Annotated in this window: 23 protein-coding genes; 11 read left to right on the top strand and 12 right to left on the bottom strand. The window is 61.0% G+C overall.

Annotation, left to right across the window (positions count from 1 at the left end; translation table 11 throughout):
• Nucleotides 1–135: 135 nt before the first annotated feature.
• The 6 genes from hrpB to msub_RS16330 all read right to left on the bottom strand — a co-directional run bounded on the left by hrpB (nucleotide 136) and on the right by msub_RS16330 (nucleotide 6,791).
• Nucleotides 136–2,616: an ATP-dependent helicase HrpB gene (gene hrpB / locus msub_RS16355; RefSeq protein ID WP_048497227.1), complete on the bottom strand. Its 2,481-nt coding sequence runs from the start codon at nucleotides 2,614–2,616 to the stop codon at nucleotides 136–138.
• Nucleotides 2,617–2,664: 48 nt separating this feature from the next.
• A complete protein-coding gene (locus msub_RS16350) occupies nucleotides 2,665–3,330 on the bottom strand; it encodes an SCO family protein (protein ID WP_048497226.1) in 666 nt (221 codons plus the stop codon).
• Between the two features lie 48 nt (nucleotides 3,331–3,378).
• Nucleotides 3,379–4,299, bottom strand: coding sequence for a heme o synthase (gene cyoE, locus msub_RS16345; protein ID WP_048497225.1), 921 nt, complete (start codon nucleotides 4,297–4,299; stop codon nucleotides 3,379–3,381).
• Nucleotides 4,296–5,357, bottom strand: a complete 1,062-nt coding sequence (locus msub_RS16340) for a COX15/CtaA family protein (RefSeq protein WP_048497984.1) — start codon at nucleotides 5,355–5,357, stop codon at nucleotides 4,296–4,298. Before msub_RS16340 ends, cyoE begins: the two co-directional genes overlap by 4 nt.
• A gap of 65 nt (nucleotides 5,358–5,422) precedes the next feature.
• Nucleotides 5,423–6,073, bottom strand: a complete 651-nt coding sequence (locus tag msub_RS16335) for a hypothetical protein (RefSeq protein ID WP_227506827.1) — start codon at nucleotides 6,071–6,073, stop codon at nucleotides 5,423–5,425.
• On the bottom strand, nucleotides 6,054–6,791 hold the full coding sequence (locus msub_RS16330; protein ID WP_048497223.1) for an SURF1 family protein: 738 nt from the start codon (nucleotides 6,789–6,791) through the stop codon (nucleotides 6,054–6,056). Before msub_RS16330 ends, msub_RS16335 begins: the two co-directional genes overlap by 20 nt.
• A gap of 80 nt (nucleotides 6,792–6,871) precedes the next feature.
• On the opposite strand from msub_RS16330, the gene msub_RS16325 reads away from it, so the two are divergent.
• Nucleotides 6,872–7,075, top strand: coding sequence for a twin transmembrane helix small protein (locus msub_RS16325; protein ID WP_048497222.1), 204 nt, complete (start codon nucleotides 6,872–6,874; stop codon nucleotides 7,073–7,075).
• Between the two features lie 9 nt (nucleotides 7,076–7,084).
• Here msub_RS16325 and msub_RS16320 read toward each other — a convergent pair whose 3' ends face one another.
• The 3 genes from msub_RS16320 to coxB form a co-directional block, all read right to left on the bottom strand.
• Nucleotides 7,085–7,972: a cytochrome c oxidase subunit 3 gene (locus msub_RS16320; RefSeq protein WP_048497221.1), complete on the bottom strand. Its 888-nt coding sequence runs from the start codon at nucleotides 7,970–7,972 to the stop codon at nucleotides 7,085–7,087.
• A gap of 66 nt (nucleotides 7,973–8,038) precedes the next feature.
• On the bottom strand, nucleotides 8,039–9,622 hold the full coding sequence (gene ctaD, locus msub_RS16315; RefSeq protein WP_048497220.1) for a cytochrome c oxidase subunit I: 1,584 nt from the start codon (nucleotides 9,620–9,622) through the stop codon (nucleotides 8,039–8,041).
• A gap of 57 nt (nucleotides 9,623–9,679) precedes the next feature.
• Complete coding sequence (gene coxB, locus msub_RS16310; RefSeq protein ID WP_048497219.1) at nucleotides 9,680–10,804, bottom strand: cytochrome c oxidase subunit II; 1,125 nt, start codon at nucleotides 10,802–10,804, stop codon at nucleotides 9,680–9,682.
• 203 nt (nucleotides 10,805–11,007) lie between these two features.
• On the opposite strand from coxB, the gene msub_RS16305 reads away from it, so the two are divergent.
• The 7 genes from msub_RS16305 to msub_RS16275 all read left to right on the top strand — a co-directional run bounded on the left by msub_RS16305 (nucleotide 11,008) and on the right by msub_RS16275 (nucleotide 17,955).
• Nucleotides 11,008–12,336: an MATE family efflux transporter gene (locus msub_RS16305; protein ID WP_048497218.1), complete on the top strand. Its 1,329-nt coding sequence runs from the start codon at nucleotides 11,008–11,010 to the stop codon at nucleotides 12,334–12,336.
• Nucleotides 12,337–12,487: 151 nt separating this feature from the next.
• Entirely contained in the window at nucleotides 12,488–13,138 is a 651-nt protein-coding gene (locus tag msub_RS16300) for a hypothetical protein (protein ID WP_048497217.1), read from the top strand.
• A gap of 16 nt (nucleotides 13,139–13,154) precedes the next feature.
• Nucleotides 13,155–13,808 (top strand): methylamine utilization protein, encoded by a 654-nt coding sequence (locus msub_RS16295; protein WP_048497216.1) that lies wholly within the window; start codon nucleotides 13,155–13,157, stop codon nucleotides 13,806–13,808.
• Complete coding sequence (locus msub_RS16290; RefSeq protein ID WP_048497215.1) at nucleotides 13,808–16,168, top strand: putative bifunctional diguanylate cyclase/phosphodiesterase; 2,361 nt, start codon at nucleotides 13,808–13,810, stop codon at nucleotides 16,166–16,168. Before msub_RS16295 ends, msub_RS16290 begins: the two co-directional genes overlap by 1 nt.
• Nucleotides 16,165–17,040 (top strand): DUF3034 family protein, encoded by an 876-nt coding sequence (locus msub_RS16285; protein WP_048497214.1) that lies wholly within the window; start codon nucleotides 16,165–16,167, stop codon nucleotides 17,038–17,040. Before msub_RS16290 ends, msub_RS16285 begins: the two co-directional genes overlap by 4 nt.
• A complete protein-coding gene (locus msub_RS16280; RefSeq protein WP_048497213.1) occupies nucleotides 17,040–17,492 on the top strand; it encodes a group I truncated hemoglobin in 453 nt (150 codons plus the stop codon). The genes msub_RS16285 and msub_RS16280 overlap by 1 nt, the downstream gene beginning before the upstream one ends.
• 76 nt (nucleotides 17,493–17,568) lie before the next feature.
• A complete protein-coding gene (locus msub_RS16275; RefSeq protein ID WP_048497983.1) occupies nucleotides 17,569–17,955 on the top strand; it encodes a DoxX family protein in 387 nt (128 codons plus the stop codon).
• Between the two features lie 9 nt (nucleotides 17,956–17,964).
• Here the strand turns inward: msub_RS16275 and msub_RS16270 are convergent, their stop codons facing one another.
• Nucleotides 17,965–19,764, bottom strand: coding sequence for a sensor domain-containing diguanylate cyclase (locus msub_RS16270; RefSeq protein ID WP_082146571.1), 1,800 nt, complete (start codon nucleotides 19,762–19,764; stop codon nucleotides 17,965–17,967).
• A gap of 158 nt (nucleotides 19,765–19,922) precedes the next feature.
• Here msub_RS16270 and msub_RS16265 point away from each other — a divergent pair, with 158 nt between their 5' ends.
• Nucleotides 19,923–20,153 (top strand): DUF1653 domain-containing protein, encoded by a 231-nt coding sequence (locus msub_RS16265; RefSeq protein WP_048497212.1) that lies wholly within the window; start codon nucleotides 19,923–19,925, stop codon nucleotides 20,151–20,153.
• 415 nt (nucleotides 20,154–20,568) lie between these two features.
• Here the strand turns inward: msub_RS16265 and msub_RS16260 are convergent, their stop codons facing one another.
• Together msub_RS16260 and prlC are read right to left on the bottom strand one after the other, a co-directional pair.
• The gene (locus tag msub_RS16260; RefSeq protein ID WP_048497211.1) at nucleotides 20,569–20,826 is read right to left on the bottom strand and encodes a YheV family putative zinc ribbon protein; all 258 of its coding nucleotides are present in this window, start codon (nucleotides 20,824–20,826) and stop codon (nucleotides 20,569–20,571) included.
• 154 nt (nucleotides 20,827–20,980) lie between these two features.
• Nucleotides 20,981–23,026, bottom strand: coding sequence for an oligopeptidase A (prlC, locus tag msub_RS16255; protein WP_048497210.1), 2,046 nt, complete (start codon nucleotides 23,024–23,026; stop codon nucleotides 20,981–20,983).
• A 212-nt stretch (nucleotides 23,027–23,238) separates the two neighbouring features.
• Here prlC and msub_RS16250 point away from each other — a divergent pair, with 212 nt between their 5' ends.
• Together msub_RS16250 and msub_RS16245 are read left to right on the top strand one after the other, a co-directional pair.
• Nucleotides 23,239–23,775: a gamma carbonic anhydrase family protein gene (locus tag msub_RS16250; protein ID WP_048497209.1), complete on the top strand. Its 537-nt coding sequence runs from the start codon at nucleotides 23,239–23,241 to the stop codon at nucleotides 23,773–23,775.
• A gap of 40 nt (nucleotides 23,776–23,815) precedes the next feature.
• Nucleotides 23,816–25,363: a sulfatase-like hydrolase/transferase gene (locus tag msub_RS16245; protein ID WP_048497208.1), complete on the top strand. Its 1,548-nt coding sequence runs from the start codon at nucleotides 23,816–23,818 to the stop codon at nucleotides 25,361–25,363.
• The last annotated feature ends 102 nt before the right edge of the window (nucleotides 25,364–25,465 follow it).

Genomic DNA, 25,465 nt, shown 5'->3' with positions numbered 1-25,465 from the left:
CGGGGTTCTGGCAAGCGGTATTTTCACCACTCCGGCATCAGGCAGAGACGTTACCGGTGCTACCCGGTTGGCACTGAATGCCTCCGCACAACGCCTACTTCGAGGCGGTGCCCCAGGCACTGGTCAGCAAGCGGATCAGCGAGCAGGGCGCTTTTTCGTGCCCTGCTGAGCCTGGGCCGTAAACGGATCCTCCGGCCAGGGATGCTTGGGATATCGGCCGCGCATGTCCTTGCGCACCTCCTGGTAGGCATTGCGCCAAAAACTGGCCAGGTCGGCAGTGACCGCCAGAGGGCGCTGGGCGGGTGACAGCAGATGGATCAACACTGGAACCCGGCCGCCAGCCACGGCGGGGGTTTCTGCCCAGCCGAACAGGGCCTGAAGCTTTGCCGCCAGAACAGGGCCGTTCTCTGCAGTGTAGTCCAGACGCGTCCGCTGGCCGGTCGGGATGGTCAGGGCCATCGGGGCCAGGACCTGAAGCTGCTGCTGTGCCGGGTAATCAAGAAGCGTGTTGAGGGCGGTCAGGATGTCCACACGGGCCAGGTCCGACCAGCGGGTCATGCCGGCCATAAACGGTGCCAGCCAGTGCTCGAGATTCGCCAGCAGTGCAGTGTCGCTTGCGTCCGGCCAGCCACTATCCGGAAAGGTATCTGCAAGCATCCGGACACGGGCGCGCCACTGCCGGCTTTCGTCTGTCCAGGGCAGGCTTTCCAGCCCCTTTTTCCGGATCGCGGTGAGCAGGCCCTGTTGAAACAGTTCCGGGTCCACGTGGTCCAACGGCCATTCGTGCAGCACCAGCTCACCCAGCTTTCTGAGACGTCGGGCCACGATGGTGCCCCGGCGATCATCCCAAGTTGCTTCCTCGGTGTCTTGAATATGACCGGACAGGTCCTGTTCCAGATCCGGAGGGTCCACTGGCGCTGCCAGGTAAATAGTCGCTTCCCTGGCCCTGCCATCAAGCTCGGCAGCCACCAGCCAGTCGTGCCGGGCCAGGGGGTCGCCGTCCCGTAATACCGCCCCCTTGCCATTACTGAGTTGATACCTTGGCGCATTACCGGGCCGCCGGCGCGCGACACGGTCGGGATACGCCAACGCCAGCAGGCGCCCGATCCCGGTCTCTGAGGGCATTGACGCATCTGCCGGAGCCGACCCGGAAAGCCGCCTGGCAGCCTGGCGCACGGCCTTGAGGCGGGCGGGATCCAGCCCGCGATCACTGCGCTCCCCGTAAAACACACGAACCCGCTCGTGCATATCCGCCCCGGCGCCGGGGCCCAGCAAATCCCGCTCTTCCAGCAGGGCTGCCAGCGCTGCGCCAGGGCCGCCGAGTCCGATAGAACGCCCTCTGAGCACCATATGCGCCAGGCGTGGATGAATCCCCAGTTCCCGGGCGGCCTTGCCGTGATCGGTAATGGCACCCCCGGAATCGAGCATATCCAGCCATTGCAACAGGTCTGCCGCCTGCTTCCAGTGCGCTGCGGGCGGCTCATCAATCCAGGCCACACTGGCGGCGTCCCGCGCGCCCCATTGCGCCAGTTCCAGCACCAACGGTGCCAGATCCGCCTCGAGAATCTCCGGAGGCGTGTAGTCCGCCAGCCCGAACTGTTCCGACTCGCTCCAAAGCCGATAACAGGTGCCGGGTTCGATCCGGCCGGCCCGGCCTTTGCGCTGTTCTGCCGAAGCCCTGGATACCCGGCCGGTCACCAGGCGAGTCATGCCACTGTTGGGGTCAAACACCGCCCGGCGCTGCTGGCCGCTGTCGATAACCACCCGCACCCCTTCAATGGTCAGGCTGGTTTCGGCAATGGCCGTGGCCAGCACCACCTTGCGCTGACCGTCCGGCGCCGGAGCGATGGCCTGGTCCTGCTGCTCCGATTTCAGGTTGCCGTAGAGCGGGGCGATGAGCACATTGTCTGCCAGACTGCCCCGCAGTTGCTGCTCCAGCCGTCGGATTTCCCCGGCTCCCGGGAGAAACACCAGCAGTGATCCGCTCTGGTCCTGCAGCGCCTCGCGGATCACTGCCGCCACCTGATCCACCATCCGGCCATTACGGGGCAACGGCCGGTACAGCACATCCACCGGGAAGGCCCGGCCTTCGCTGGTGATCACCGGTACATCGCCGAGCACCCGGGCAATGGGCGCGGTATCCAGGGTGGCCGACATCACCAGCAACCGCAGATCCTCCCGCAACGCCTGCTGGGATTCACGCACCAGGGCCAGGCCAAGATCCGCCTGCAGGGAACGTTCATGAAACTCGTCGAATATCACCGCGGCGTAGTCTTCCAGCATCGGATCGGCCTGTATCAGGCGGGTCAGGATACCCTCGGTGACCACCTCAATGCGGGTTGCAGCGGAGACCCGGGTATCCAGCCGGGTCCGGTAGCCAACGGTCTGGCCAGGTTTCTCGCCCAGTTGCCCGGCCATGAACCGGGCAGCCGACCGGGCCGCCAGCCGCCTTGGTTCCAGCATCAGAATCCGGCCACCCTGTCGCCAGGGCGCATCCAGCAGGGCCAGGGGCACGCGGGTGGTCTTGCCGGCGCCGGGCGGGGCCTGCAACAACGCCGTGCTGGCCTGTTCCAGCGACTGTTTCAGGTCGGGCAGAATGGCATCAATGGGAAGCATGGCGTTCCGGAGGTTGGTTTTACAGTGGCGATGGCGATTTCAGCGGCGTCAGGACTGGCCCCGGTCACGATTGGCCTTCGCCCACTGGTAGATCCGCTCAAACGCCTCGGCCAGGTTCTCCGGATTATGCGGCGGCTGTATCAGGGCAGCAAGCTCGCCGTCCGGGTTCAGCAAGGCAAAGTGGCCGCTGTGCTCGACCAGCAGTTCCCCATCCACTTCCCGGTGAACGAACACCGCACTGAGGCTTTTGGCCAGGGCTCGCAGCGTTCCCAGGTCGCCGGTCAGGCCGTGGAAGTTGTCACCGAAGAAATCGGTATAGGCCTTGAGCTTCTCCGGGGTGTCATGCTCGGGATCCGCGCTCACCAACAGATAATCCGGCTGGGGCAATTCATTCGACAGGAGCTGATCGGTCTTGCGCAAATTGGCCATGGCAGCCGGGCAGATGTCCGGACAGTTGGTGTACCCTACAAAGGCAAAGGTCCAACGCCCCTTCAGGCTCTCCCGGGTCACCGTCTCGCCGTTCTCATTCATCAATGTGAACTCAGCCAATTGCCGGGGCTGATCATAGACATAGGTATTGAGCTCCGTCAGCTCCGGCGCCGGAATCGGCTCCTGGTTACCGACCAGAAACACCTGACGGCCGACGACAAGTCCGAAGATCAAAACCACAACTAATAGAAGACAGAAGAGGGTAAGGCGAATAGAGCTGTTCATGCTGAATCCAATTCGGTGACCAATAAAGCGGGCGGGAAGGTGTCCTATTTAGAAATACACAAAATGATCCACAAGCAATACCACGAACAGGGCCATGAGGTAAGTGATGGAATACTTGAAGGTATTCAGGGCAACCCGCCGGTCATCACCCTTGAGAAGCCGAACGGCGTACTGCAGAAAGCGCAGGCCAAGGGCCAGGGCGCCTGCCAGATAGATCCAGCCCGACATACCTGTGACAAACGGTAGCAGGCTGACGGCCAGCAGCATCAGGGTGTAAAGCAGTATGTGGAGCTCGGTGAACCGGTTGCCGTGGGTCACCGGCAGCATGGGAATGCCCGCCTTGGCGTATTCTTCCTTGCGGTGAATCGCCAGCGCCCAGAAATGCGGCGGCGTCCAGGCAAAGATGATCAGCACCAGCAGCAGCGCGTGACCTTCCACCTGCCCGGTTACTGCGGTCCAGCCAAGCAGCGGCGGCATGGCGCCGGCCAGGCCGCCAATGGTGATGTTCTGTGGCGTCGCCCGTTTCAGGAACAGGGTATAGACACCGGCGTAACCCACCAGCGAGGCCAGTGTCAGCCAGGCGGTCAGGTGATTGACCTGCCATATCAGCACGGCCATGCCCACGCAGGCCAGAAGGGTTGCAAACACAATGGCATCGGCGGTGGAAATCTTGCCAGTGGCGACCGGCCGTTTCCGGGTGCGGGCCATCACGGCGTCGATCTTGTGGTCCACCACATGGTTGACCACCGCGGCTGCCCCGGCCAGCAAGGCAATCCCCAGATTGCCCCAGAACAGGACGCCCCATCCGGGCACACCCGGCTCGGCCAGTAACATGCCAATCACCGATGTCAGGATCATCAGGGCAACGACCCGGGGCTTGGTCAGCTCCAGGTAATCCCGCCAGGAAATGCGTGCTCTGGATTCTCTCGCAATTGCCTGGGCCGGCAGTGCTTCGACTTGCTCGCTCATGCCGCAGCCTCCTGGGTGATTGTCATTGTGTTTGTTGCTGTTGCCGTCTGCGTTTTCGGTAACCGTTGATGCTGACAGACCAGATAAATAACGGACAGGAGCATGCCGGCACCCATGGCATTGTGCGCGACCGCGACAGCCAGGGGAATGTGGAACAGGACGTTGGCCAACCCCAACAGAATCTGGATGGCCAGCACGGCTGCCACCAGCCGGATGGCATTGTCCAGCCCCGTATTGCCCCGCCGGCGCCACATCAGCGACAGCAATGCGCCAAAGTAGACCAGCACAACCATGGCTCCCAGCCGATGGGTGATATGAATGGCTACCCGGCCGTCCGCATTGAGCTGGCCACCGAGGTAGTTTGGGCCGACATGCTGGGTCACATCAAACCCATGGCGGAAATCCATGCCCTCGGGCCACCACTGGCCCTGGCAGGTGGGCAACTCGGTGCAGGCCACCGCGGCATAATTGGCGGCGGTCCAGGCGCCGAGAGCGATCTGGAGCACCACCAGCAGGAGTCCGCCATAGAGCCAGGGCCGGAAGCCCGCCAAGGCGCCTGCGCGCGGCTTCTCAAGGGTCGTTTCAGGCTTTGCCAGCCGCCTGAGCCGCAGGGTCAGCAAGGTCAGCAGGCTGAGGGTGGTAAAGCCCCCGAGCAGGTGGAGGGCCACGATCTGGGGCCACAGCTTGAGGGTAACAGTCCACATGCCGAAAGCAGCCTGGAGGAGGATGAAACCGGTTATGAACAGCGGCAGCCTGACCGGCACCCCCCTGCGCCGGTGACGAACGGCATAGGCGGCGAGACTGAAAACCACCAGGCCGAGGGTTCCGGCGGCATAGCGATGGATCATCTCCGGCCAGCCCTTCTCGACATCCACCGGGGTCTCCGGGAAGCGCGCGTTGGCGATGGCTATACTCGATTCGCTCTGGGGAACGGTGAGAAATCCGTAGCATCCGGGCCAGTCAGGGCAACCGAGGCCGGCATGCACCAGGCGGGTCCAGGCGCCTAGTGTGATCACCACAACGGCCAGCAGTACCGCAAGGGTCGCCCATCTGGCCATGACCCGGGCCGCAAACGAAGGTGAAAGGGATGACTGACTCACGGCGAACCCTCCTGTTCGGACCTTTAACCGATCTGCGACAGTTTGAGCAGTTGCTTGAGATCCTCAAGCATGTCCTTACCCGTGTGCCCGGCTCCGTAATGCATCATGATATTGCCGAACGGATCGACGACCAGGACACGTGGCTCGGTTGCCGGATTGACACCGGCCGGCCAGGCTGGCGTGGAACCGGCGGCTGGCATCAGCAGCTCCATGGAGCCGTACTCCTCCGGCCAGCGCGCCTGCAGATCAGGCGGTACACTGCCCAGTACCGCCGCCCGGGAAACCCGGTTGGCGTTTTTGCCCAGCGCGATGTTTACCTGGCGGGCGAGATAGAGCAGTTCCTCGCACTGGCTGCCGCACTCATCGGCCGCAACAATCATCATCCAGTTCGGGTTTACCACCTCCGGTCCGAAGCGCGCGGCCAGCGGGGTGCCGGTCGTGGATTGCAGGTGCAGCGTCGACACCGGCACAACCGGCTCGACCAGCACACCGTTATTGGTATGCCCGGAAGGGTTCAGCCAGCCGGTGTAAAACATGACGGTCGCAACAATAAGCGGGCCAAAGCCCAGGGCGAACAGAAGAAGCGCGGTCCTTCGGCCGCGGCGAGCCTGTTCCGGGGTGGGGCCGTCGTTCTGGTCCTGGTCGGAAATCCGGTTAGCCATTGTCATTGTCATTATTGGCTCCTGTCTTTCGGTAACTCGCCACTACCGTCAATATAGTCAGCGCCACAGCCAGCGCAAACCATTGCGCGGCATAGCCGTAATGGGTTTGCGGCCCCATCAGATCCGGCTCCCAGTCGGCACGGTAGGCACCGGGCTGACGATGGCCGGAAAGCCGCACAATCCGGCCGGGAAGCCCCGGAACCTCGGCCCGGGCAACCTCTGGCGGGAGGCTTTGCACGCGCCGGGGCCAGGGGCCGGTTGCCATGGGCTGATCACCAAGCACAGGCGGCACCGGGTAATCACTGATCCTTCCCTCGACAGTGAAGACCCCGTCTGGCGGGTCAACATCCGGAAGCTGGTCCCGGGTCCGGGGCGCCTGCACCCAGCCCCGGTTGACCACCACCGGCGGGCCGGCGAGAGGGTGAAACACCGTCAGTACCTCGTAGCCCGGAACCCCGTCCCGGGTCCGGTTATCCAGAAGCCAGTTCGGCCTTCCGTAGGCCCCGGTCAGGGTCACAGGCCGGCCATTACTCAGATCCCCGGCCACCATATCCGGCCACTCCAGATGAACCGCCTCCTGTTGCCACTGCGCCAGCAGTTTCTGCTTCTCCTCCGCCCGGTTAAGCTGCCAGATACCAAGGCTGATCAGAACCGGCAGGAAAACCCCACTGAATACCAGCAAGCGCCAATCAAAATGCCAGTAACGGCGCTGGCGCTGCGAATCAGACATGCTCTGCTATAGTGACTTTAGCGGGTTCGGGACACAGGCCGCTTCGCCGATTTGAAACTCCAATAAAAACAGGTAGCCCAATGCTCAAGGTCGTTATCGTTGTGTTGTTGCTTGCCGTCGTGGTGAGCCTGTTCAGTGGCCTGTTCTTTCTCATCAAGGACGGCGGCAAGACCAATCGGGTACTGAACTCTCTGGCGGTTCGGGTCACGCTTAGCATACTGCTCCTGGCGGTGATTCTTATTGCCCTCTGGCAAGGGAGCCTGACACTGAATCCGACTCCCTGACCCCACGCATCAGATGATGTAGACAAACACGAACAGCCCGAGCCAGACCACATCCACGAAATGCCAGTACCATGCCGCGGCCTCAAAGCCGAAGTGGCTGTCGGGGGTAAAATGACCCTTGGTAATACGCATCAGCATGATGAACAGCATCAGCGTTCCCAGCGTTACATGGGCACCGTGAAAGCCGGTCAGAAGGAAGAAGGTGCTGCCGTAGATGCCGGACTCGAGGGTCAGGTTCAGCTCCTGGTAGGCGTGCATGTACTCCTCGGCCTGCAGGACCAGAAAGCCGATGCCCAACAGAATGGTGGCGGCCATCCAGATCTTGACCCGGGCACGGTTGCCCGCCTTCAGTGCATGATGGGCAACAGTGATGGTGAACGATGACGACACCAGCAGGATGGTATTCACCAGTGGCAGGCCCCAGGGGCCGATAATCGACTCAGGCGGCGGATAGGCCTCGGGATCCGGGGTATGAATCAATGGCCAGGTCGCCTCGAACCCCTGCCAGAGCATGTTGGAACTGCCCCGGTCGCCTTCGCCGCCCAGCCAGGGCACCGCAAACATCCGGATATAGAACAGGGCACCGAAAAAGGCCGCGAAGAACATGACCTCGGAAAAGATAAACCAGGTCATCCCCCAGCGGAATGACCGCTCCATCTGGTCGCTGTAAAGCCCCGCCCGGCCCTCCCGGATCACACTGCCAAACCAGCCGAACAACATATAGGCCATGATCATTGCGCCGATAAAGAACAGGATCCAGGGCCCGGTGGTACTCTCATTCTGCTGGATATTGACCAGGATGGATGCGACCCCATAGAGAGTCGTCCCAAGGCCCACCGTGGCAATAATCGGCCACTTGCTCTGTTCCGGAACGTAATAGCTCTGATTCTCCGCCATGACAGTCTCCGATGGCTTATCCGATCTTCGTTGTTGTTGTCTTGCCGTGTTTACACTCTCACAACCTCATTTCACTTCCGGCGGGGTCGCAAACGAGTGATAGGGCGGCGGCGACGGCAGGGTCCACTCCAGACCCTCAGCACCGTCCCAGGGCTTGGCCGGCGCTGCCTTACCGCCCCGGACGCATTTGACCACGATGAACAGGAACAGAATCTGGGTCGCACCGAACATGAAGGCTCCAATGCTCGACACCATGTTGAAATCGGCGAACTGTAGGGCGTAATCCGGAATCCTGCGTGGCATGCCTGCCAGCCCCAGGAAGTGCATGGGGAAAAAGGCGAGATTCATGCCGATGAAGGACAGCCAGAAATGCGTCTTGGCCAGAGTTTCGTCGTACATGTGGCCGGTCCACTTGGGCAGCCAGAAATACGCCGAGGCGAAGATCCCGAAAATGGCGCCCGGCACCAGCACATAGTGGAAGTGGGCCACTACAAAGTAGGTGTCGTGATACTGGAAATCAGCCGGCGCAATCGCCAGCATCAGGCCCGAGAAACCACCGATGGTGAACAGGATGACAAAGGCCACCGCGAACAACATCGGCGCCTCAAAACTGAGCGAACCCCGGAACATGGTGGCCACCCAGTTGAACACCTTTACCCCGGTCGGCACGGCGATCAGCATGGTGGCGTACATGAAGAACAGCTGGCCGGTGATGGGAATACCGACGGTGAACATATGGTGCGCCCAGACCACGAAGGACAGCAGGGCAATGGCGCCGACGGCATAGACCATGGACGCATAGCCAAACAGCGGCTTGCGCGAGAACGCCGGAATAATATGAGACACCGCCCCGAACGCCGGCAGGATCATGATGTACACCTCGGGGTGTCCGAAGAACCAGAACACATGCTGGAACAGAACGGGGTCGCCGCCGCCGGAGGCATCAAAGAAGCTGGTGCCGAAGTTGATGTCCATCAGCATCATGGTCACCACACCCGCCAGCACCGGCATCACCGCAATCAGCAGGAAGGCGGTGATCAGCCAGGTCCAGACGAACAGCGGCATTTTCATCAGGGTCATGCCCGGTGCCCTCAGGTTCAGGATCGTGGCAATCACGTTGATCGCACCCATGATTGAGGAAATCCCCATCATATGGATGGCAAAAATGAAGAAAGTGGTGCTTGGCGGGGCATAGGTGGTCGACAGGGGCGCGTAGAAGGTCCAGCCGAAGTTGGGCGCCCCGCCTTCCATGAACAGGGTGGAAACCAGAATCAGGAAGGCGCAGGGCAACAGCCAGAAACTCCAGTTGTTCATCCGGGGCAACGCCATATCCGGTGCCCCGATCATCAACGGCAGCATCCAGTTGGCCAGCCCCACAAACGCCGGCATGACCGCACCGAAAACCATGATCAGGCCATGCATGGTGGTCATCTGGTTGAAGAAGGCCGGCACCACAATCTGCAGACCGGGCTGGAACAGTTCGGCGCGAATAACCATGGCCATGCTGCCGCCCAACAGGAACATGGTGAAACTGAACACCAGGTACATGGTACCGATGTCCTTGTGATTGGTGGTCAGAATCCATCGGGTGATGCCTCTGGCCGGGCCATGATGATGATCCTGGGCGTGGGTATCTGCAACCGCACTCATGAAAACCCCCGTTACCGCCAGTTATCCTGGCTGGTGATATCTGTTAGCTGGCGTTGATTACTGCTGGTTCTTGATATCAAAGATCTCTTTTGGCGTGACCATCTCGCCGGTGTTATTGCCCCAGGCGTTCCGCTCGTAGGTAATAATGGCAGCCAGATCCACTTCACTGAGCTGGCTTCCGAACGCCTGCATGGCGGTCCCGGACTTGCCGTTGAGCACGATGTTAATGTGCGCGGCCTTATCTCCGGTCGCTATATTGCTGCCCTTCAGCGCCGGGAAAGCCGGCGGTGAACCACTGCCATCAACCTGGTGACAGGCCGCGCAGGTGGTTTCGTAGGCAGTCTTGCCACGCTCCATCAGCTCGGCCATGGTCCAGTCTTTCTGGGTCAGCTCGCGCTCTTTCTCGGCCGCCGCCTTCTGCTCGGCCACCCAGGCGACGTACTCCTCCTGGGGCACGGCCTTGACCACCACCGGCATGAAACCATGGTGGCGGCCACAGAGCTCCGTGCACTGGCCGCGGTAGGTACCCGGCTCGTCGACCCGGGTCCAGGTTTCGTTGATGAAGCCGGGAATGGCGTCCTTTTTGACCCCGAAGTCCGGCACCCACCAGGAGTGGATGACGTCGTTAGCCGTCACCAGGAAGCGGATCTTCTTGCCCACAGGGATGATCAGCGGGTTATCGACCTCCAGCAGGTAGTTCTCGCCCTTCTCCTGCTGGTTGTTGATCTGCGCCATGGGGGTGGCAAGATTGGAGAAGTAACCGAAATTCTCGTCCAGATACTGGTACCGCCACTTCCACTGGTACCCGGTTATCTTGATGTCTATGTCGGCCTCATCGGTGTCGTACATATCCACCAGTGTGGCGGTGGCAGGAATGGCCATCACCACCAGAATCACAAACGGTATGATGGTCCAGAGGATCTCGACCACGGTGTTTTCATGGAAGTTTGCCGGTTTGGCGCCCTGGGATTTGCGGTGGGCGAAGATGGACCAGAACATGACACCGAATACCACAACGCCAATGACGACGCAGATCCAGAGTATGGTCATGTGGAGGTCAAAGATCTCGTTACTGGTGCCGGTCACCCCGGGGGTCATGTTCAGTGTCCAGTCCGCCATGGACCAGGCGGGGAACATCAGACCGCCTAAAAGGGCACCTGCCCGCTGAGCGTGCACGCGCATACTGTGTCTCCACAGAGTGTTATTCTTGTCGGATTTTGCGTTATCCCTCTGGCCTTGCCGGCGCTCGCATACACCGGAAAAACCAGAGTGGGAGCCTACTTACGGATACTTCAGTTTCGAGTATAGACACGGATCAAAAAAAGACTAAAAAATCAACTAAACCTAAAAACGCTAACTAAAAATTATTAAGAAGCAAAAGGAATATGGCATTTAACCTGCCCGTAACCGACCGGCGGCTCTGGGCCCTGGCCTGGCCATTAATGCTGACCAATCTGACGGTGCCTCTGCTGGGACTGGTGGATACTGCTGTCCTGGGGCACCTGGAGCGCCCGGAATATCTGGGAGCGGTCGCCGTTGGCGCCAACCTGTTCAGCATCCTTTACTGGACCTTCGGCTTTATGCGCATGGGCACCACCGGGCTGGCAGCCCAGGCCTGGGGCAAGCGGGACAGTTTCAGCCAGGTCGCCCTGTTGCTACGGTCAATACTGCTGGCCACCGGTATCGGCCTGTTACTCATACTGTTCCACCAGCCGCTGATCGGGACCGGGTTAACCCTGATGAACCCCAGCCAGGACGTTACCGAACTGGCCGCCGAATACGCCGCCATCCGGATCTGGAGCGCACCGGCGGTGCTCTGCCAGTACACCCTGGTGGGCTGGCTGATCGGCATCCAGTTTCCCAGAGGTCCGATGCTGATGCTGATCGTCGCCAACGGCCTGAACATCGTGTTGGACATCCTGTTTGTCACCCTGCTCGGCTGGAACAGCCGGGGGGTGGCCATCGCCACCGTAATCGCCGAATACGGAGCGGCCGGCATCGGCCTCCTGATCGTGTTGAACCGCCTGCCGGAAGGCCAGAAGCTGACTCGCGCCCTGTTCGGTTCACTCGCGGATTACCTGAAGATCCTGCAGGTAAATCGTTACATCATGGTTCGCACCATCGCGCTGCTGCTGGTTCTGGCGTTTTTCACCGCCCAGGGCGCCCGGCAGGGCGACATCATACTGGCTGCCAATGCGGTGCTGATCACCTTCCTGTTGTTGATTTCCAACGCCCTGGACGGCTTTGCCAATGCCGCTGAGGCACTCATCGGCGAAGCGGTTGGCCGCGGCAGCCGGCGCCGGTTCCGGCTGGTTTTCCGGAGCGCCCTGCGGTGGTCCCTGTGGAGCGCCCTGCTGCTCACGATCGGGTTTGTCGCCGGCGGCCACTGGCTGATCGCGCTGCTGACCGGCATCGAGGAAGTGAGAACCACCGCCTGGCAATACCTTCCCTGGCTCTGGCTGCTGCCCCTTACGGCGGTCTGGGGTTTTCTGCTGGATGGCATTTTCATCGGTGCAACCCGAACCCGTGACATGCAGAACACCATGCTGTTTTCCGCCCTGGGGGTGTTTGCCCCGGCCTGGTGGTTGACCACCGGCTGGGGCAACCACGGCCTCTGGTTCGCACTGATTGCCCTGATGCTGGGCCGGGCCCTGAGCATGGGCTGGCTGTGCTGGCGCCACACTCGCAACGACCGCTGGTTCAGTCCTCAGTGACGGCCATACCTTCGGAAACATTACCGCAACGTTTTTTCACCGCCCGGGAAAAGCAGCCTGCAAAATCTCGGCTACACTTGTCAGGAAAGGCAGGCACGGGATGGGAGGCGCCTTGCGACCTCAATTCGTTCAGACATCGGCATCTCCTGAAATGACACCACAGGTAGTTCTCGAGATCATTGATCAGGCGCGGCGCAAGGAGGCCCGTTCCGGCACCTTCCTGCGGCAGCTGCATGAGAAAGCTGCCGCACTGCCGTCTGCCGTCACTATCGAGGGCTACCAGCCCGCCACCTGCCTGTTCCAGTTCGTGGTTGAGTACATAGAAATGGCGCCCAGGCTCATTGAATGCGTGGAAGCCTGTGCCCGGGAGGCTGGCAAGGCCGATCTGTTCGAACCCTTCGTGAATGCCGCCATCCGTTACTTCACCCAACCCTCCGCCCTGCTGGTGCGTTACGACGGCCTCGATGGCCTGCTGATCCGCGCCTACCTGTGCCACCGGTTGATGGAAGAAATGTATGAAAACAATCGTTGCACCCGGGCCAGTGAGCTGGTGGATATTGAGGCAACCCGTGCTAACCTGCTCGCTCACCAGCTGATCGGCGAGCCGTTTGCCAATGAGCTGGATGACTCCGTCACCATAACCTTGCTGCAGATTGCAGGTACGCCGGATTATTACGAGCTGAACCTCGACCCTTTCGTCGAGCAGGTTAACAACGCCGCCTGGGACTGGATGCGGCATTACTGGGAAAATCTGCTGGTCAGGAACCACATCCGATTCTCCCTCGGTTCCCGCCTGTTCTGACAGGCTCAGAGGATTGATGCAACAATCAGCGACTACTTTCATAGCCGGGCTGCTCCTGTGCCTTGCGGCCACGGCGACAGCGGCGACCGGGTTGCCAGTAACCGTGATCAACAGTGACAACAACAAGCCGGTTGCCGGCGCGGTGGTCTGGGCCGGCAACCCGCAGGCAGTGGCGCCGGTTTCCGCCGAGATTTACCAGAAGGACCGGGCCTTCCACCCCCGGATTCTGGTGGTTCCGGTCGGCTCCAGTGTCGATTTTCCCAACCGCGACAACACCCAGCACCACGTCTATTCCTTTTCCCCGGCGAAGACCTTCAACATCAAGCTCTACGCTGGCCGCCCTGAGGCACCCATCATTTTCGACAAACCGGGCATCGTCGAGCTGGGCTGCAATATCCATGATCAGATGCAGGGCTTCGTGGTGGTTACTGACACCCCTGCTGTCGGCCGCACCAACGATGCCGGCCAGGTAACACTGGACCTCAAGCCACAACCGGGCGAACGCAGGGCGGTCTTGAAAATCTGGCACCCCCGCTTGCCGGATACCACCAGGCCGGTGATCCGGGAAGTGGACGCCAGCCAGCCGGTCACCATCGCCCTGGACGTTGAACCCGAGCCCGCCACAGACGGCTCACTGGACCTGCTCCAGCAGCGTTTCCGGGAGCTTTAATGGCCATTGCCTCCCGACTCGGCTTCCGCGGCCGGCTGATTGCCGCCATGATCTCCCTGGTGGCGTTGGTCAGCCTGGTGATCATTGCCTTGCTGATGGTGTACCTGTTTGAAGATGAAAAGAGCCGGGCGCTGGAAAAACTGACCATCGGCGAACGCCTGACTCGGGAAGTCATCGAGCGACGAACCGAACTTGAACTGTCCCGCCTCAGCGTACTGGTTCAGGATTTTGGCTTCCGCTCGGCCGTGGCCAGCGGCGATCCGGCCACCATGGCCAGTGCCCTGGAGAACCACAGTGCCCGGGTCGGTGCCAGTTTTGCCCTGCTGCTGGATAGCGAAGGGGAACGGGTAGCCTCAACCCTGAACCGCCGGCTCCCGGAAATGGCCCCCGGCCAGTTGGCCAGCGCCCGGCGCAGCGGGTTCAGCAGGTCGTTGCTGGTCATGGACGGCCAGGGCTACGAAGTGCTTGTCATTCCGGTGGAAGCGCCCGGATTGAGGGCCTGGGTAGTGATGGGCTTTGCCATGGATCAGGCCCTGGCCGAGGTTATTTCCCGGCTCAGCGGCACATCGGTGATCTTCCGGGCCCGCGCCGATGGCAGCGGAACGTTCAGCAATTTCGCCGCCACCACCGGCATCGACGGCGCTCTCGAGCAGGAGCTCAGCCAGGCGTCCGGAAGCCGGAATTTCATTGAAAGCGGGGGGTATTTCACCCGGATCATCAATCTGGGTGCCACCAATCCCGCGCCGGTTCAGGCCGTGCTGCTGATCAGCCGTGATGCCACCCTGGCGAATTACTATCGGCGGGCCGTGGAGATTGCCCTGCTGGTATCGGCCATACTGGTTTTCGCCATCCTGCTGGCTCTGCTGATTGCCCGCAACCTGGGCCGCCCGGTGCTGCAACTGGCAGACTACGCCCGGGCTATCGGGGAGGGGGATACCCCGGCATCGCCGGCAATCCGGGCCAGCGGCGAACTGACCCAGTTGCGCGATGCCCTGCGCGATATGCTGCTGCGGTTGCGCGACCGTGAGGCCCAGATCCGCTACGCCGCCACCCACGACGAGGTCACCAGCCTGGGCAACCGCAATGCCCTGATGCAGACCGCGGCCGAGCTGCTCAGCCAGGGCCAGGGGGGTGAGGGCACCCTCATCGGCATTCGCCTGAACGATCTTTCCGACATCAACGATACCCTCGGCCTGGAATTCGGCGACAAGGTACTGGGCGGGATCTCCCGGCGACTGCAGGAGCAACTGCCAGACGCCCGGCTCATCGCCCGCACCGGCGGCGGCGAGTTTCTCGCTCTGATTCCCCTTGTGGCGGACGGAGAACTTGACCGCAGGGCTACGCAGCTGCACGACCTGATCCAGTCCCCGCTGCAGATTGACCAGACGCCGTTTTCCCTCCGGATCACCATGGTAACCCTGAACCTGCCGGACGATGCCGCCAACACCAACGAGCTGCGCCGTCGTCTGAACCTTACCTTTGAGCAGGCGGAAAACCACGCGGCGCCCTTTACCCGCTATCAGCCGGGGCAGGACGAGAGCCACCTCCGGGAGTTGAAACTCATCACCGACCTGCACACCGCAATCCTCAACAACGGGCTGCACATGAATTACCAGCCCAAGCTCGACAGCCGCACCGGCGAGCTGGTCCAGGTGGAGGCCCTGGTGCGCTGGGTTCACCCGGAGCTGGGCTTCATCTCCCCCGAGGAGTTCATTTTTCTCGCGGAACAGTCCGGCCAGATCCATGACCTGACCGCCCACATCCTCCAGCGCGTGGCCGACGATGCCCGCCAGTGGCACAGGCGCGGTGTCGACGCCGGCGTGGCCATCAACCTGTCCGCCATGGACCTGACCTGGCCAGCCCTGCCCCGATATATTGCCGACACCTTCCGGGACTGGCACCACAGTATGGAGCGCATCACCCTGGAAGTGACCGAAAGCGCCCTTATGGACGATCCCGAGGAAGCCATGGCCACCCTGAACCGGCTTCGCGATCTCGGCGTAACCCTGTCGGTAGATGACTTCGGCACCGGCTATTCCTCACTGTCACAGCTCCGCATGCTGCCGGTACAGGAACTGAAGATCGACAAGTCGTTCGTCCTGAAACTCGATTCCGAACCCCAGGACCAACTGATTGTCCGGTCCACTATCGACATGGCACACGGGCTTGGGCTGAAAGTGGTCGCCGAGGGCATTGAAAACCTCAAGGCCTGGCAGCTCCTGCAACAGTGGGGCTGTAACCTGGGCCAGGGTTTCTACCTGAGCCGCCCGGTGGCAGCCGGTGCACTGCCGGAAACCGCCCGGGCACTGGCCGCCCGGAACCAGGAACTGACCCAACCCAACCCGGAGTATTCAACATGACAAAATGGCTCCTGGTGGCTCTGGCCGCAGCCCTGTTTGCTTGCCCGGCGGCACAGGCCGATATCGGCAGCCGGATCTGGGCAACCGGTGGCGTTACCAGCATTGAAGGCAGCGCCGGTGGCGGACTGGTTCCCTGGGCACTGCTGGGCAGTTACGCCAGTGATCAGGAGTGGGGCGGCACCCTGGCAATCAGCCGAGCCCGGGTGGATGACTACAGCCTGTCGGTGACCGGGGCCGGGCTGAACTGGCACAACCGGGTTGAACTCACCGTGGCGCAGCAGACCCTGGATCTGGACAGCCTGGTGTTCACCCTCAAGGATGGCTTCGGGCTGGAACAGGACGAGCTGCGCCAGAACATCTTCGGCGCCAAGGTCCGGCTTGCCGGTGACGTTCTTTACAGCCCCTGGGGCCAGTGGTCGGCCGGCGTGCAACACAAGCGCCTGCAGGATTTCACCGTGCCCGGAGCCATCGGCGCCCGGGATGACAGCGGCACCGATGTCTATGTCAGTGCCAGCAAGCTGTTCTTTGCTGCCCTGATGGATCGCAACCTGCTGGTCAATCTTACGGCCCGGGGCACCCGCGCCAACCAGGGCGGGCTGCTGGGTTTCGGCGGCGACCGCAATAACAGCTACCAGGTGATGATGGAAGGCAGTGTCGGTCTGTTCATCAACCGCCAGTGGCTGGTGGGGGCTGAATACCGGCAAAAGCCGGATAACCTGGGGTTTGCCACCGAGGACGACTGGTACGATCTGTTTGTGGCCTGGATTCCGGATCGCCGGCTGGCCGTTACGGCGGCCGTGGTTAACCTGGGCGACGTGGCCACGTTGGAAGACCAGCAGGGCGTGTACCTGTCTCTGCAGGGGAGTTTCTGATGACGCATCCGGTTAATGGTAACACCGCCTTCAAGTCCTTTTTGATGGTCGCAGCCCTGCTGCTGGGCGGCTGCCAGATACTCAACCCACAGCCTGAGCCCAGCCTGTACCAGCAACTCGGTGAACGGGCGGGCATTGCCAAGGTTGTTGAGGATCTGCTTTATCTGATCGTGGAGGATGAGCGCATCAATCATCAGTTCAAGGGCGTCGACGTGGTCCAGTTCCACCGCAACCTGACCGACCAGCTGTGCCAGCTCAGTGGCGGGCCCTGCACCTACAGCGGCCGGGAAATGCGCGAACTGCACGCCGACATGGCCATCACCAATACCCAGTTCAATGCCCTGGCCGAGAACCTGATCCTTGCCATGGAGGAAAACGGCATTCCCACCGGGGCCCAGAACCGGCTGATCAAACGCCTGTTGCCGCTGTACCCGGACATTCGCAATCTTTGAGAGTGGCGCCGAAAACGGTAAGCTGACGAGCTTACCGGGACAAACACAATTCCAGCCTGAAATGGAGATCTCTGCCTTGCTAGAAAACGCTGATCTGGGAAAACTGATTATCCGCCTGACCCTGGGCGGCCTGATACTGTTCCATGGCATTGCCAAGCTGCTCAACGGCGTTGGTTTTATTGAGGGCCTGCTGACCAGCCATGGACTGCCCGGCTTTCTGGCCTACGGGGTTTTCGTGGGCGAACTGATCGCCCCATTGATGGTTATTCTCGGTTACCAGACCCGAATTGGTGCCCTGTTGATTGTGTTCAACATGCTGGTCGCCATCGTGCTGGTGCATACCAACGAATTGCTGGCCCTGAGCAGCAGCGGGGGCTGGGCGCTGGAACTGCAGGGCTTCTTCCTGTTTACCGCCGTGGCGGTGATGTTCCTCGGTCCCGGACGGTACAAACTGAAGAACTGACGGATCGGATCAGGCCCCGGGCGCCGTTGCCGCCAGGAATCCGCGAGCCACCCTAACCCGGTTGCGGCCGGACTCCTTGGCCTGGTAAAGGGCCTCGTCGGCCTGGCGGATCAGCGCCTGTGGCTCCATATCCTGGTCCGGCACCAGGGTGGCCACGCCCACGCTGATGGTCAGACTGACCGGCGCCACCCGTTCACCGGACTGCACCGGAGTCCGGGCAATGGCTTGGCGAATCCGTTCGGCAACCTGAACCGCGCCCTCTTCCGGTGTGCCCGGTAACAGGATACTGAATTCCTCACCGCCGTAACGGGCCAGCAGATCCCCCGATCTCTGGACTTCGGCGGCGCAGAGCGAGGCCACTTCGGTCAGGCAGTCGTCGCCCACCAGGTGGCCCAGCTCGTCGTTCACCCGTTTGAAGTAATCGATGTCCAGCAACAACAGGCTCAGCGGGTGTCCGTGGCGCTGGGCCCGCTTCCATTCGTCCTCCAGCTTTTCATCAAATCGCCGCCGGTTGGCCACGTGGGTCAGGCCATCCGTGAGGCTGATGGCCTTCAGTTGCTCATTCGCCCGCTCCAGTTCCCCGGTGCGCTCCTGCACCCGGAGCTCCAGTGTCTGGTTGGCCTGGCGCTGGATCGTCAGCGCCTGCTCCTGGGCCTCCTGTCGCTTGCGCCGCTCAAGGTTGATCCGGTAGGCCATGGCGAAAGACAGCAGGATGACTTCCAGCGCAACACCCAACTGGGGTACAAGCTCCGTCAGGACGCTGCGGGGCATAACCCCCAGCTTGCTCAGTGCCAAAATCAGGTGACCAATAAGCAGGGGTGTCCAGGCCAGAACGTAAAAGCCTCCCAGAACCTGCCCACGGCGCCAGGTAACCAGGCCAACGACCCAGGCCGTCGGTGTTGCCACCGCAGCAAGCACACTGATCACCTCAATGCTGGTCTGGTAGGAGCCGAACAGCCCATAGAAAAAGGCCACCACGGCACCCGCCAGGATCCACAACAGGGCCCAGTAACTGGTCCGGCTGTAAAGTCGAACGTTCAGGATCTGCAAGGTAAACATGACGGCAAAAAATATTGCCAGACTGATCGCCGGCGCCGTGAAGTAACGGTTCAGGCCCGGAAACTGTGGCCACAACCACTGGAACAGCAGGCCATGGAAGTTCAGTTGCACCAGCCCTGTGGTCACCACAAACAACACGTACCACAGATAGGTCGGATGCCGGACGATCACAAACAGGAACAGGTTGTACAGGGCCATCGCGATAACGATACCCAGAAAGGCCGTCTGCCAGCCATACGACAACTGCTCATTGGCCAGGAACCGGGCCGAGGGCGTGATTTCAACCGGAATCTGCACCGCTCCCTGCGTCTGGACACGCACGAACGCGGTCACCGGCTCGGTGTTGGAAGGCACCAGGAAGACAAAGTTGCGATGGTAGATCGGCCGGCTGCTGAACGGCAGGGTGTCGCCGGTGCGATAGCTCTGGATAAGCTCACCATCCCGAACCCAGTGCACAGACACCTCATCGAGCAACGGGTAGCCGATTTCAAGGACCCGGTTGGCCGGCTCCGGCGGCACCTCGATTTTCAGCCAGAAGCTGCCCTCGCTGAAGCCACGATTGAAAACCTCACCGGCGGCAAAAGCATTCCAGCGCCCGGGAGGCAAGGCGCGAACCGCCTCCAGGGATAACTCATCCGCCGGCGCCTCCAGCCACTGGAACGCCACCGGCGCGGCGCGGGCAGGAGGGCTGCCAAGGCCGGCCAGTGACATAAAAATCAGCAAAAAAATGCAGGAGACCTGCCGAATCATGGCTGTTTCCGGTTTCCGGGCCCGCGCTGTTGTTCTACACTTTCAGGCCCTGACTGAGTCTTTTAACGTCCCTGCTGTTGGTTGAAGTCTGGACGGTTATGCGCTCCGCGCCCTCCGTTACCAAAGGGGCAGCATAGCCGAAAATCACGAGGCCGAGAATGACTGATCGAAAGAGCGAGATACGCCCCGGCCGCTACCGGCACTACAAGGGCAAGGATTACGAAGTGCTTGGTATTGCCCGGCACAGCGAAACCGAGGAACAAATGGTGGTGTATCGCTGCCTGTACGGCGATCACAGCCTCTGGGTACGCCCGCTGGCCATGTTCCGGGAAACCGTGGAGGTTGCCGGCGAACAGGTCCCCCGCTTTGCCCGCCTCGACGAGAAATGATGGTTACAGAACCTCTTTGACTACCGCCGCCATTTCCTGCACGACAACCTGCGGCTGCTTGGCTTTGGGTGGCTGGCGGCTATGGTTCTTTAAGCTCGGGTGGGTTGTTTTTGTAGCCTTTTGGTTGAGGGGAGTTGCGAGGGGGCCGGGATATTTTTCCTTGGAAATGGCAACTCGCTTCGCTCAGACATCCATTTCCGGCGGTAAAAATATCCCGGCCCCCTCACATAGGAAACGTCAGATATTGCTGGGAAGATTTTGTCTTAAAGAACTATCTTTTGAGTCAGATCGAGAGGGTGTGGGGGTGCTTTTCTGGCGGGGAAAAGATGTCTGAGCGAAGCGAGTTGCTTTTCCCCAGAAGAAAAGCACCCCCATGGCCTCTCAGCCCCTCAACCAGCAGTCTGTAAGGAACAGCCTACTCTCCATCATCGGCAGAAGACTTGAAAAACACCACCTGCTTAACGGTGTGATCATCCTCGTTCTTGCGCTTATTGACCCGGGTTTCCAGCTCCGGATTGGCCGGCTGCTCGGTATCGGACATCGCATCGGTGAAGCCACAGGCCACACACTCGCGCACCTGCTCCCCGTCATCGGTGGTGAACATCATGATCTTGTCCATCTCCGCGCAGCGGGGGCAGACGGCGCCGGCGATAAAACGTTTTGGACTCGCCATACTAAAACTCCCGTAAATTTGGGCAGTGGTTGTCGGGTTACGGCCGTTGCCCTAACCCGACCTACATGTTCCGGCCACGCCTGGATCGAAACGCCATGTAGGTCGGATTAGCTGTAGGTCGGATTAGCGAAGCGTAATCCGACAACGCGTTTCGTCAGGCGGCTTCGTCCATGATGCCGGTTTGTCTCAGCAGGGCATCCACTTGCGGTTCCCGGCCCCGGAAGGCCTTGAACAGTTTCATGGGCTCCTGCGAGCCACCTTTTTCCAGGATGTTGGTCAGGAACGCCTTCCCGGTTTCCGGATCAAAGATGCCTTTTTCCTCGAACAGGGAGAACGCATCAGCCGCCAGCACTTCCGCCCACTTGTAGCTGTAATAGCCAGCCGCGTAGCCACCGGCAAAGATGTGCGAGAAGGAGTTGGGGAAGCGGTTGAATTCCGGCGCTTCCACTACGGCAATCTCGCTTCGGACCTTGCGGTGCATGTCCAGAGGGTTGGTGGGCGCTTCGGCGTTGAATTCCGCGTGCAGGCGGAAATCGAACAGGGAGAACTCCAGCTGCCGTACCATCGCCATACCGGACTGGAAGTTCTTGGCCGCCAGCAGTTTCTTCAGCAGGTCGTCCGGCAGTGGTTCCCCGGTTTCATGGTGCGAAGCAATCAGGGCGAGGGATTCGGGGTTCCAGCACCAGTTTTCCAGGAACTGGCTGGGCAGCTCCACCGCATCCCAGGCCACGCCGTTGATACCCGATACGTCCAGTACGTCAACCTGGGTCAGCATATGGTGCAGGCCGTGGCCGAATTCGTGGAACAGGGTGGTGACCTCATCGTGGGTCAGCAGCGACGGCTTGCCGTTCACCGGCGGTGTGAAGTTACAGGTCAGGAAGGCCACCGGCAGCTGGAGCTGGCCACGCAGGTTGCGCCAGCGAACCCGGCAGTCGGCCATCCAGGCACCGCCACGCTTGCCCTGGCGGGCATAAAGGTCGAAATAGAACCACGCAAGGGGCTTGCCGTTACGGCTGATGCAGTAGGCTGTGGCATCCTCGTGCCAGGTTTCCACCTCCGGCTTCGCTTCAATCTGCACGTCGAACAGTTTCTCGGCCACCCGGAAAAGGCCCGGCACCACATTGTTAACCGGGAACCAGGGGCGCAGGGTTTCCGGGGAAATGTCGTAGCGCTTCTGGCGAAGCTTTTCGCTGTAGTAGCCGACATCCCAGGCATGCAGGTCGTCCACGCCGAATTCGTCTTTGGCGAAGGCCTTGAGTTCAGCAAACTCCTTTTCAGCCTGAGGTTTGGACTTGGCCGCCAGTTGGTTCAGAAAGTCCAGCACTTCATCACTGCTACGGGCCATCTTGGTGGCCAGGGAGCGCTCGGCATAATTGTCGAAACCCAGCAACTGGGCCTGGGCGTGGCGGCGCTTAAGGATTTCCGCCATCACCGGTGTGTTATCCCACTGGCCGGCATCCGGGCCCTGGTCCGAGGCACGGGTCACGAAGGCTTCGTAGACTTCCCGACGCAGCTCCCGGTTGTCGCAGTAGGTCATCACCGGGTAGAAGCTGGGGAAATCCAGGGTAATCACATAGCCTTCGAGCTCTTTCTGACGGGCTGCCTGCTTGGCGCTTGCAATGGCGGTTTCAGGAACACCGGCCAGCTCATCCACATCGGTAATCTGCTTGAACCAGTGCTGGGTCGCATCCAGCACGTTGTCACTGAACTTGTTGGACAGTTCTGACAACTCCCGGGACAGCGCGGCGTACTGCTTTTTCCTGTCTTCCGGCAGGTCGACACCACCCAAATGGAAATCCCGGAGGGTGTTTTCCACAGACTTGCGCTGGGCTTCGTTCAGGTCCTTGAAATCGTCGCGCTCGGCCAGTTTCTTGTAGGCGTTGCACAGGGCCGCGTTCTGGCTGACCTCCGTGCTGTACTCGGTCAGCTTCTCCAGGCAGTTCTTGTACACCTTGCGCAGGTCGTCGTTGTTCATCACGCCGTTCAGGTGTGAGATCACCGACCAGGCATTGCTCAGCTTGTCTTCCATGGCCTGCATGGGCTGCGCCAGGGTTTCCCAGGTGGGATCCTCGTTTTGCGCCAGGCTGGCAATCTTCATCCGGTTTTCGCTGAGAATCTGGTCAATCGCCGTTTCCATGTGCTCGGTGCGGACATGGTCGAATTTCGGCAACAGGTCGTCAGTCAGTAACGGGTTATTCATAGGTCCCCTTCTCAGCTAGTAAGATCTCAGGTAGTTTCGTTTCATCAGACCTCGGGGCAGGTACCTGTGGGGGATGCCCTTCCAAAACACGCTCCTTGCGGCACAGCCATGTGACGCTTGGGCTCCGCCATCCACGGCTCCGCACAGTTTTGGAAGGGCATCCCCCACAGGCACCCCGAGCCTCCGGGTAAACTCTTAACAGGTACTATGTAATGACGAATATACGTTCACACAAGGGTATCACGCCATATTTTGGGGAGCGGGCGTGGGTAGATCCAGGTGCCCTGGTGATTGGCGATGTTGAAACAGGGGACGACGTTTCTATCTGGCCGATGACCGTGGTGCGTGGCGATATGCATAAAATTCGCATAGGCCACCGGTGCAGTATCCAGGACGGTTCAGTCCTGCACATCACCCACGCCAGTGATTACAACCCCGGAGGCTATCCACTAACTCTGGGCGACGACGTGACCGTCGGTCACAAGGCGCTGCTGCATGGCTGCACCATCGGTAGCCGGGTGCTTGTCGGTATGGGCTGCATCATCATGGACGGCGCCGTGGTCGAGGACGAAGTGATCGTTGCCGCCGGCTGTCTGGTACCGCCCGGCAAGACCCTGGAGTCCGGGCACCTGTACGTCGGCTCACCGTGCAGGAAGGCCCGGGCATTGACGGACAAGGAGCGGGACTTCTTCAAGTACACCGCGGCCAACTATGTCCGGCTCAAGGATGACTACCTGAGTGAGCGCTGAGCCAGTGGTCTGAAATGCTGGCGGAGGTCGTATCCTGGCCATGCTGCTCTGGTTTCTCCTTGTTAACGCCCTGTTCCTGATCCCGTCGCTGGCTCTGCCGGGGGCCAGCCCCTGGATTTCTCTGGAAGCCCTGGTTCTCTGGGCGACCCTGTGCGGGCTGGAGGAGCCACGCCAGCGGCGCCGTCTTACCCTCGCCATAGCCGTTGTCTATGGATTCCTGGCGCTTCTGCTACTGGTCGATAGCCTGGTTCGGGAAAGCCTGGGGCGTGGGTTGAATCTGTATCTCGAAGTACGGCTGCTGGATGCAGGCTGGAATCTGCTGAGCACCAACCTCGGCATCCCGCTCGCAGGCCTGGCGCTTTGCCTGCTGGTTGGTCTGCTGGCCGGTATTATATGGCTGATTCGTTTCCTGCTGGAGCAATCGGCAAAGCACGCACCGCGACAACTGGCCAAACCGCTCTGGCTGGTTGCCGGGTTGCTGGCTGCCGGCATGGTCACGCCCTGGATTGGCAGCCCGACGCTGGTATTTGTCGCCAATCAGGCCTCCCTGATCGCCCATACCCACCAGACCACTGAAGCCTTTGCGAAACAGCTCCGAATGGAATCGAGTGCGGCGAGTCAACCAACGCCCTTGCCACGGCTGGCCGGCACGGATGTGATTCTTGGCTTTATCGAGTCCTACGGCATTTCTTCGGTTGCCAGCGAACGCTATCGGGCGATTGTCGGTCCGGTGCTGGACACCGTGGCCCGGGAGCTGGCCGCCGCCGGATTGACTGTGGCCACCGGGCGCCTGCAGTCGCCCATCCAGGGTGGGCAATCCTGGCTTGGCCGCCTGACGGCAATCAGCGGTCAGTGGGTGCATAATCAGCTCGCCTACGAAACCCTCCTGAGCAGCGACTACGCCACGCTGATTGATGATTTCCGTCGAACCGGCCACAAGACAGTGGCGATCATGCCCGCCATTACCCTGGCATGGCCCGAGGGGCGGTTATTGGGTTATGACCGGATTTACGACCATGACGACCTGGGTTACCAGGGCCCGTCGTTCAACTGGGTCACCATGCCCGACCAGTACACCTGGCACCAGTTCCAGAGCATCCGCGAAACGCATCAGGAGCCGCTGTTCGCCGAGCTGGCGCTGATCAGCAGCCACGCTCCCTGGGTTCCGGTACTGCCCGTGCTCGGTGACTGGAGCACCATCGGCAACGGCGAGGTGTTCCGGCGCTGGCAAGGTGCCGGCGAGGCACCGGTCTCGCTCTGGCGCGATCCGGACCGGGTGCGTGATCACTACGCACAGGCGATTGCCTATGCGCTGGAAGTGGCCGGGGAATTCGCTGCCCGCAATCTGGCCGAAGACACCCTGATGATTGTTCTCGGTGATCATCAGCCAGCACCGCTGATTACCGGCGAAAACGCCAGCCGGGATGTGATTGTGCATGTGATCAGCGGCGACCCGGCGCTGGTCGAGCCCTTCCTGTCCGGAGCGTTGCCGGGATTTCGCCCTGGCACCCGCCCCGACCTGGACACGGCCGGCGCCACCATGAGCGAGCTGCGCCCCTTTTTGCACCGGCAGTTTGGTGAATTCTGACCCGGTTTTGATACTGGTCAAATTACCGCCAACCCACCCTTGAAAACCGCCGGGCTGCACCTACATTCAGAGTTAGCAGAGGGTCACGGATAACCATCCGGC

The organism is Marinobacter subterrani, assembly GCF_001045555.1.
GTDB lineage: Bacteria > Pseudomonadota > Gammaproteobacteria > Pseudomonadales > Oleiphilaceae > Marinobacter > Marinobacter subterrani.
The sequence above is the reverse complement of the archived record's forward strand: the minus strand, read 5'-3'. Positions and strand labels throughout refer to the sequence as shown.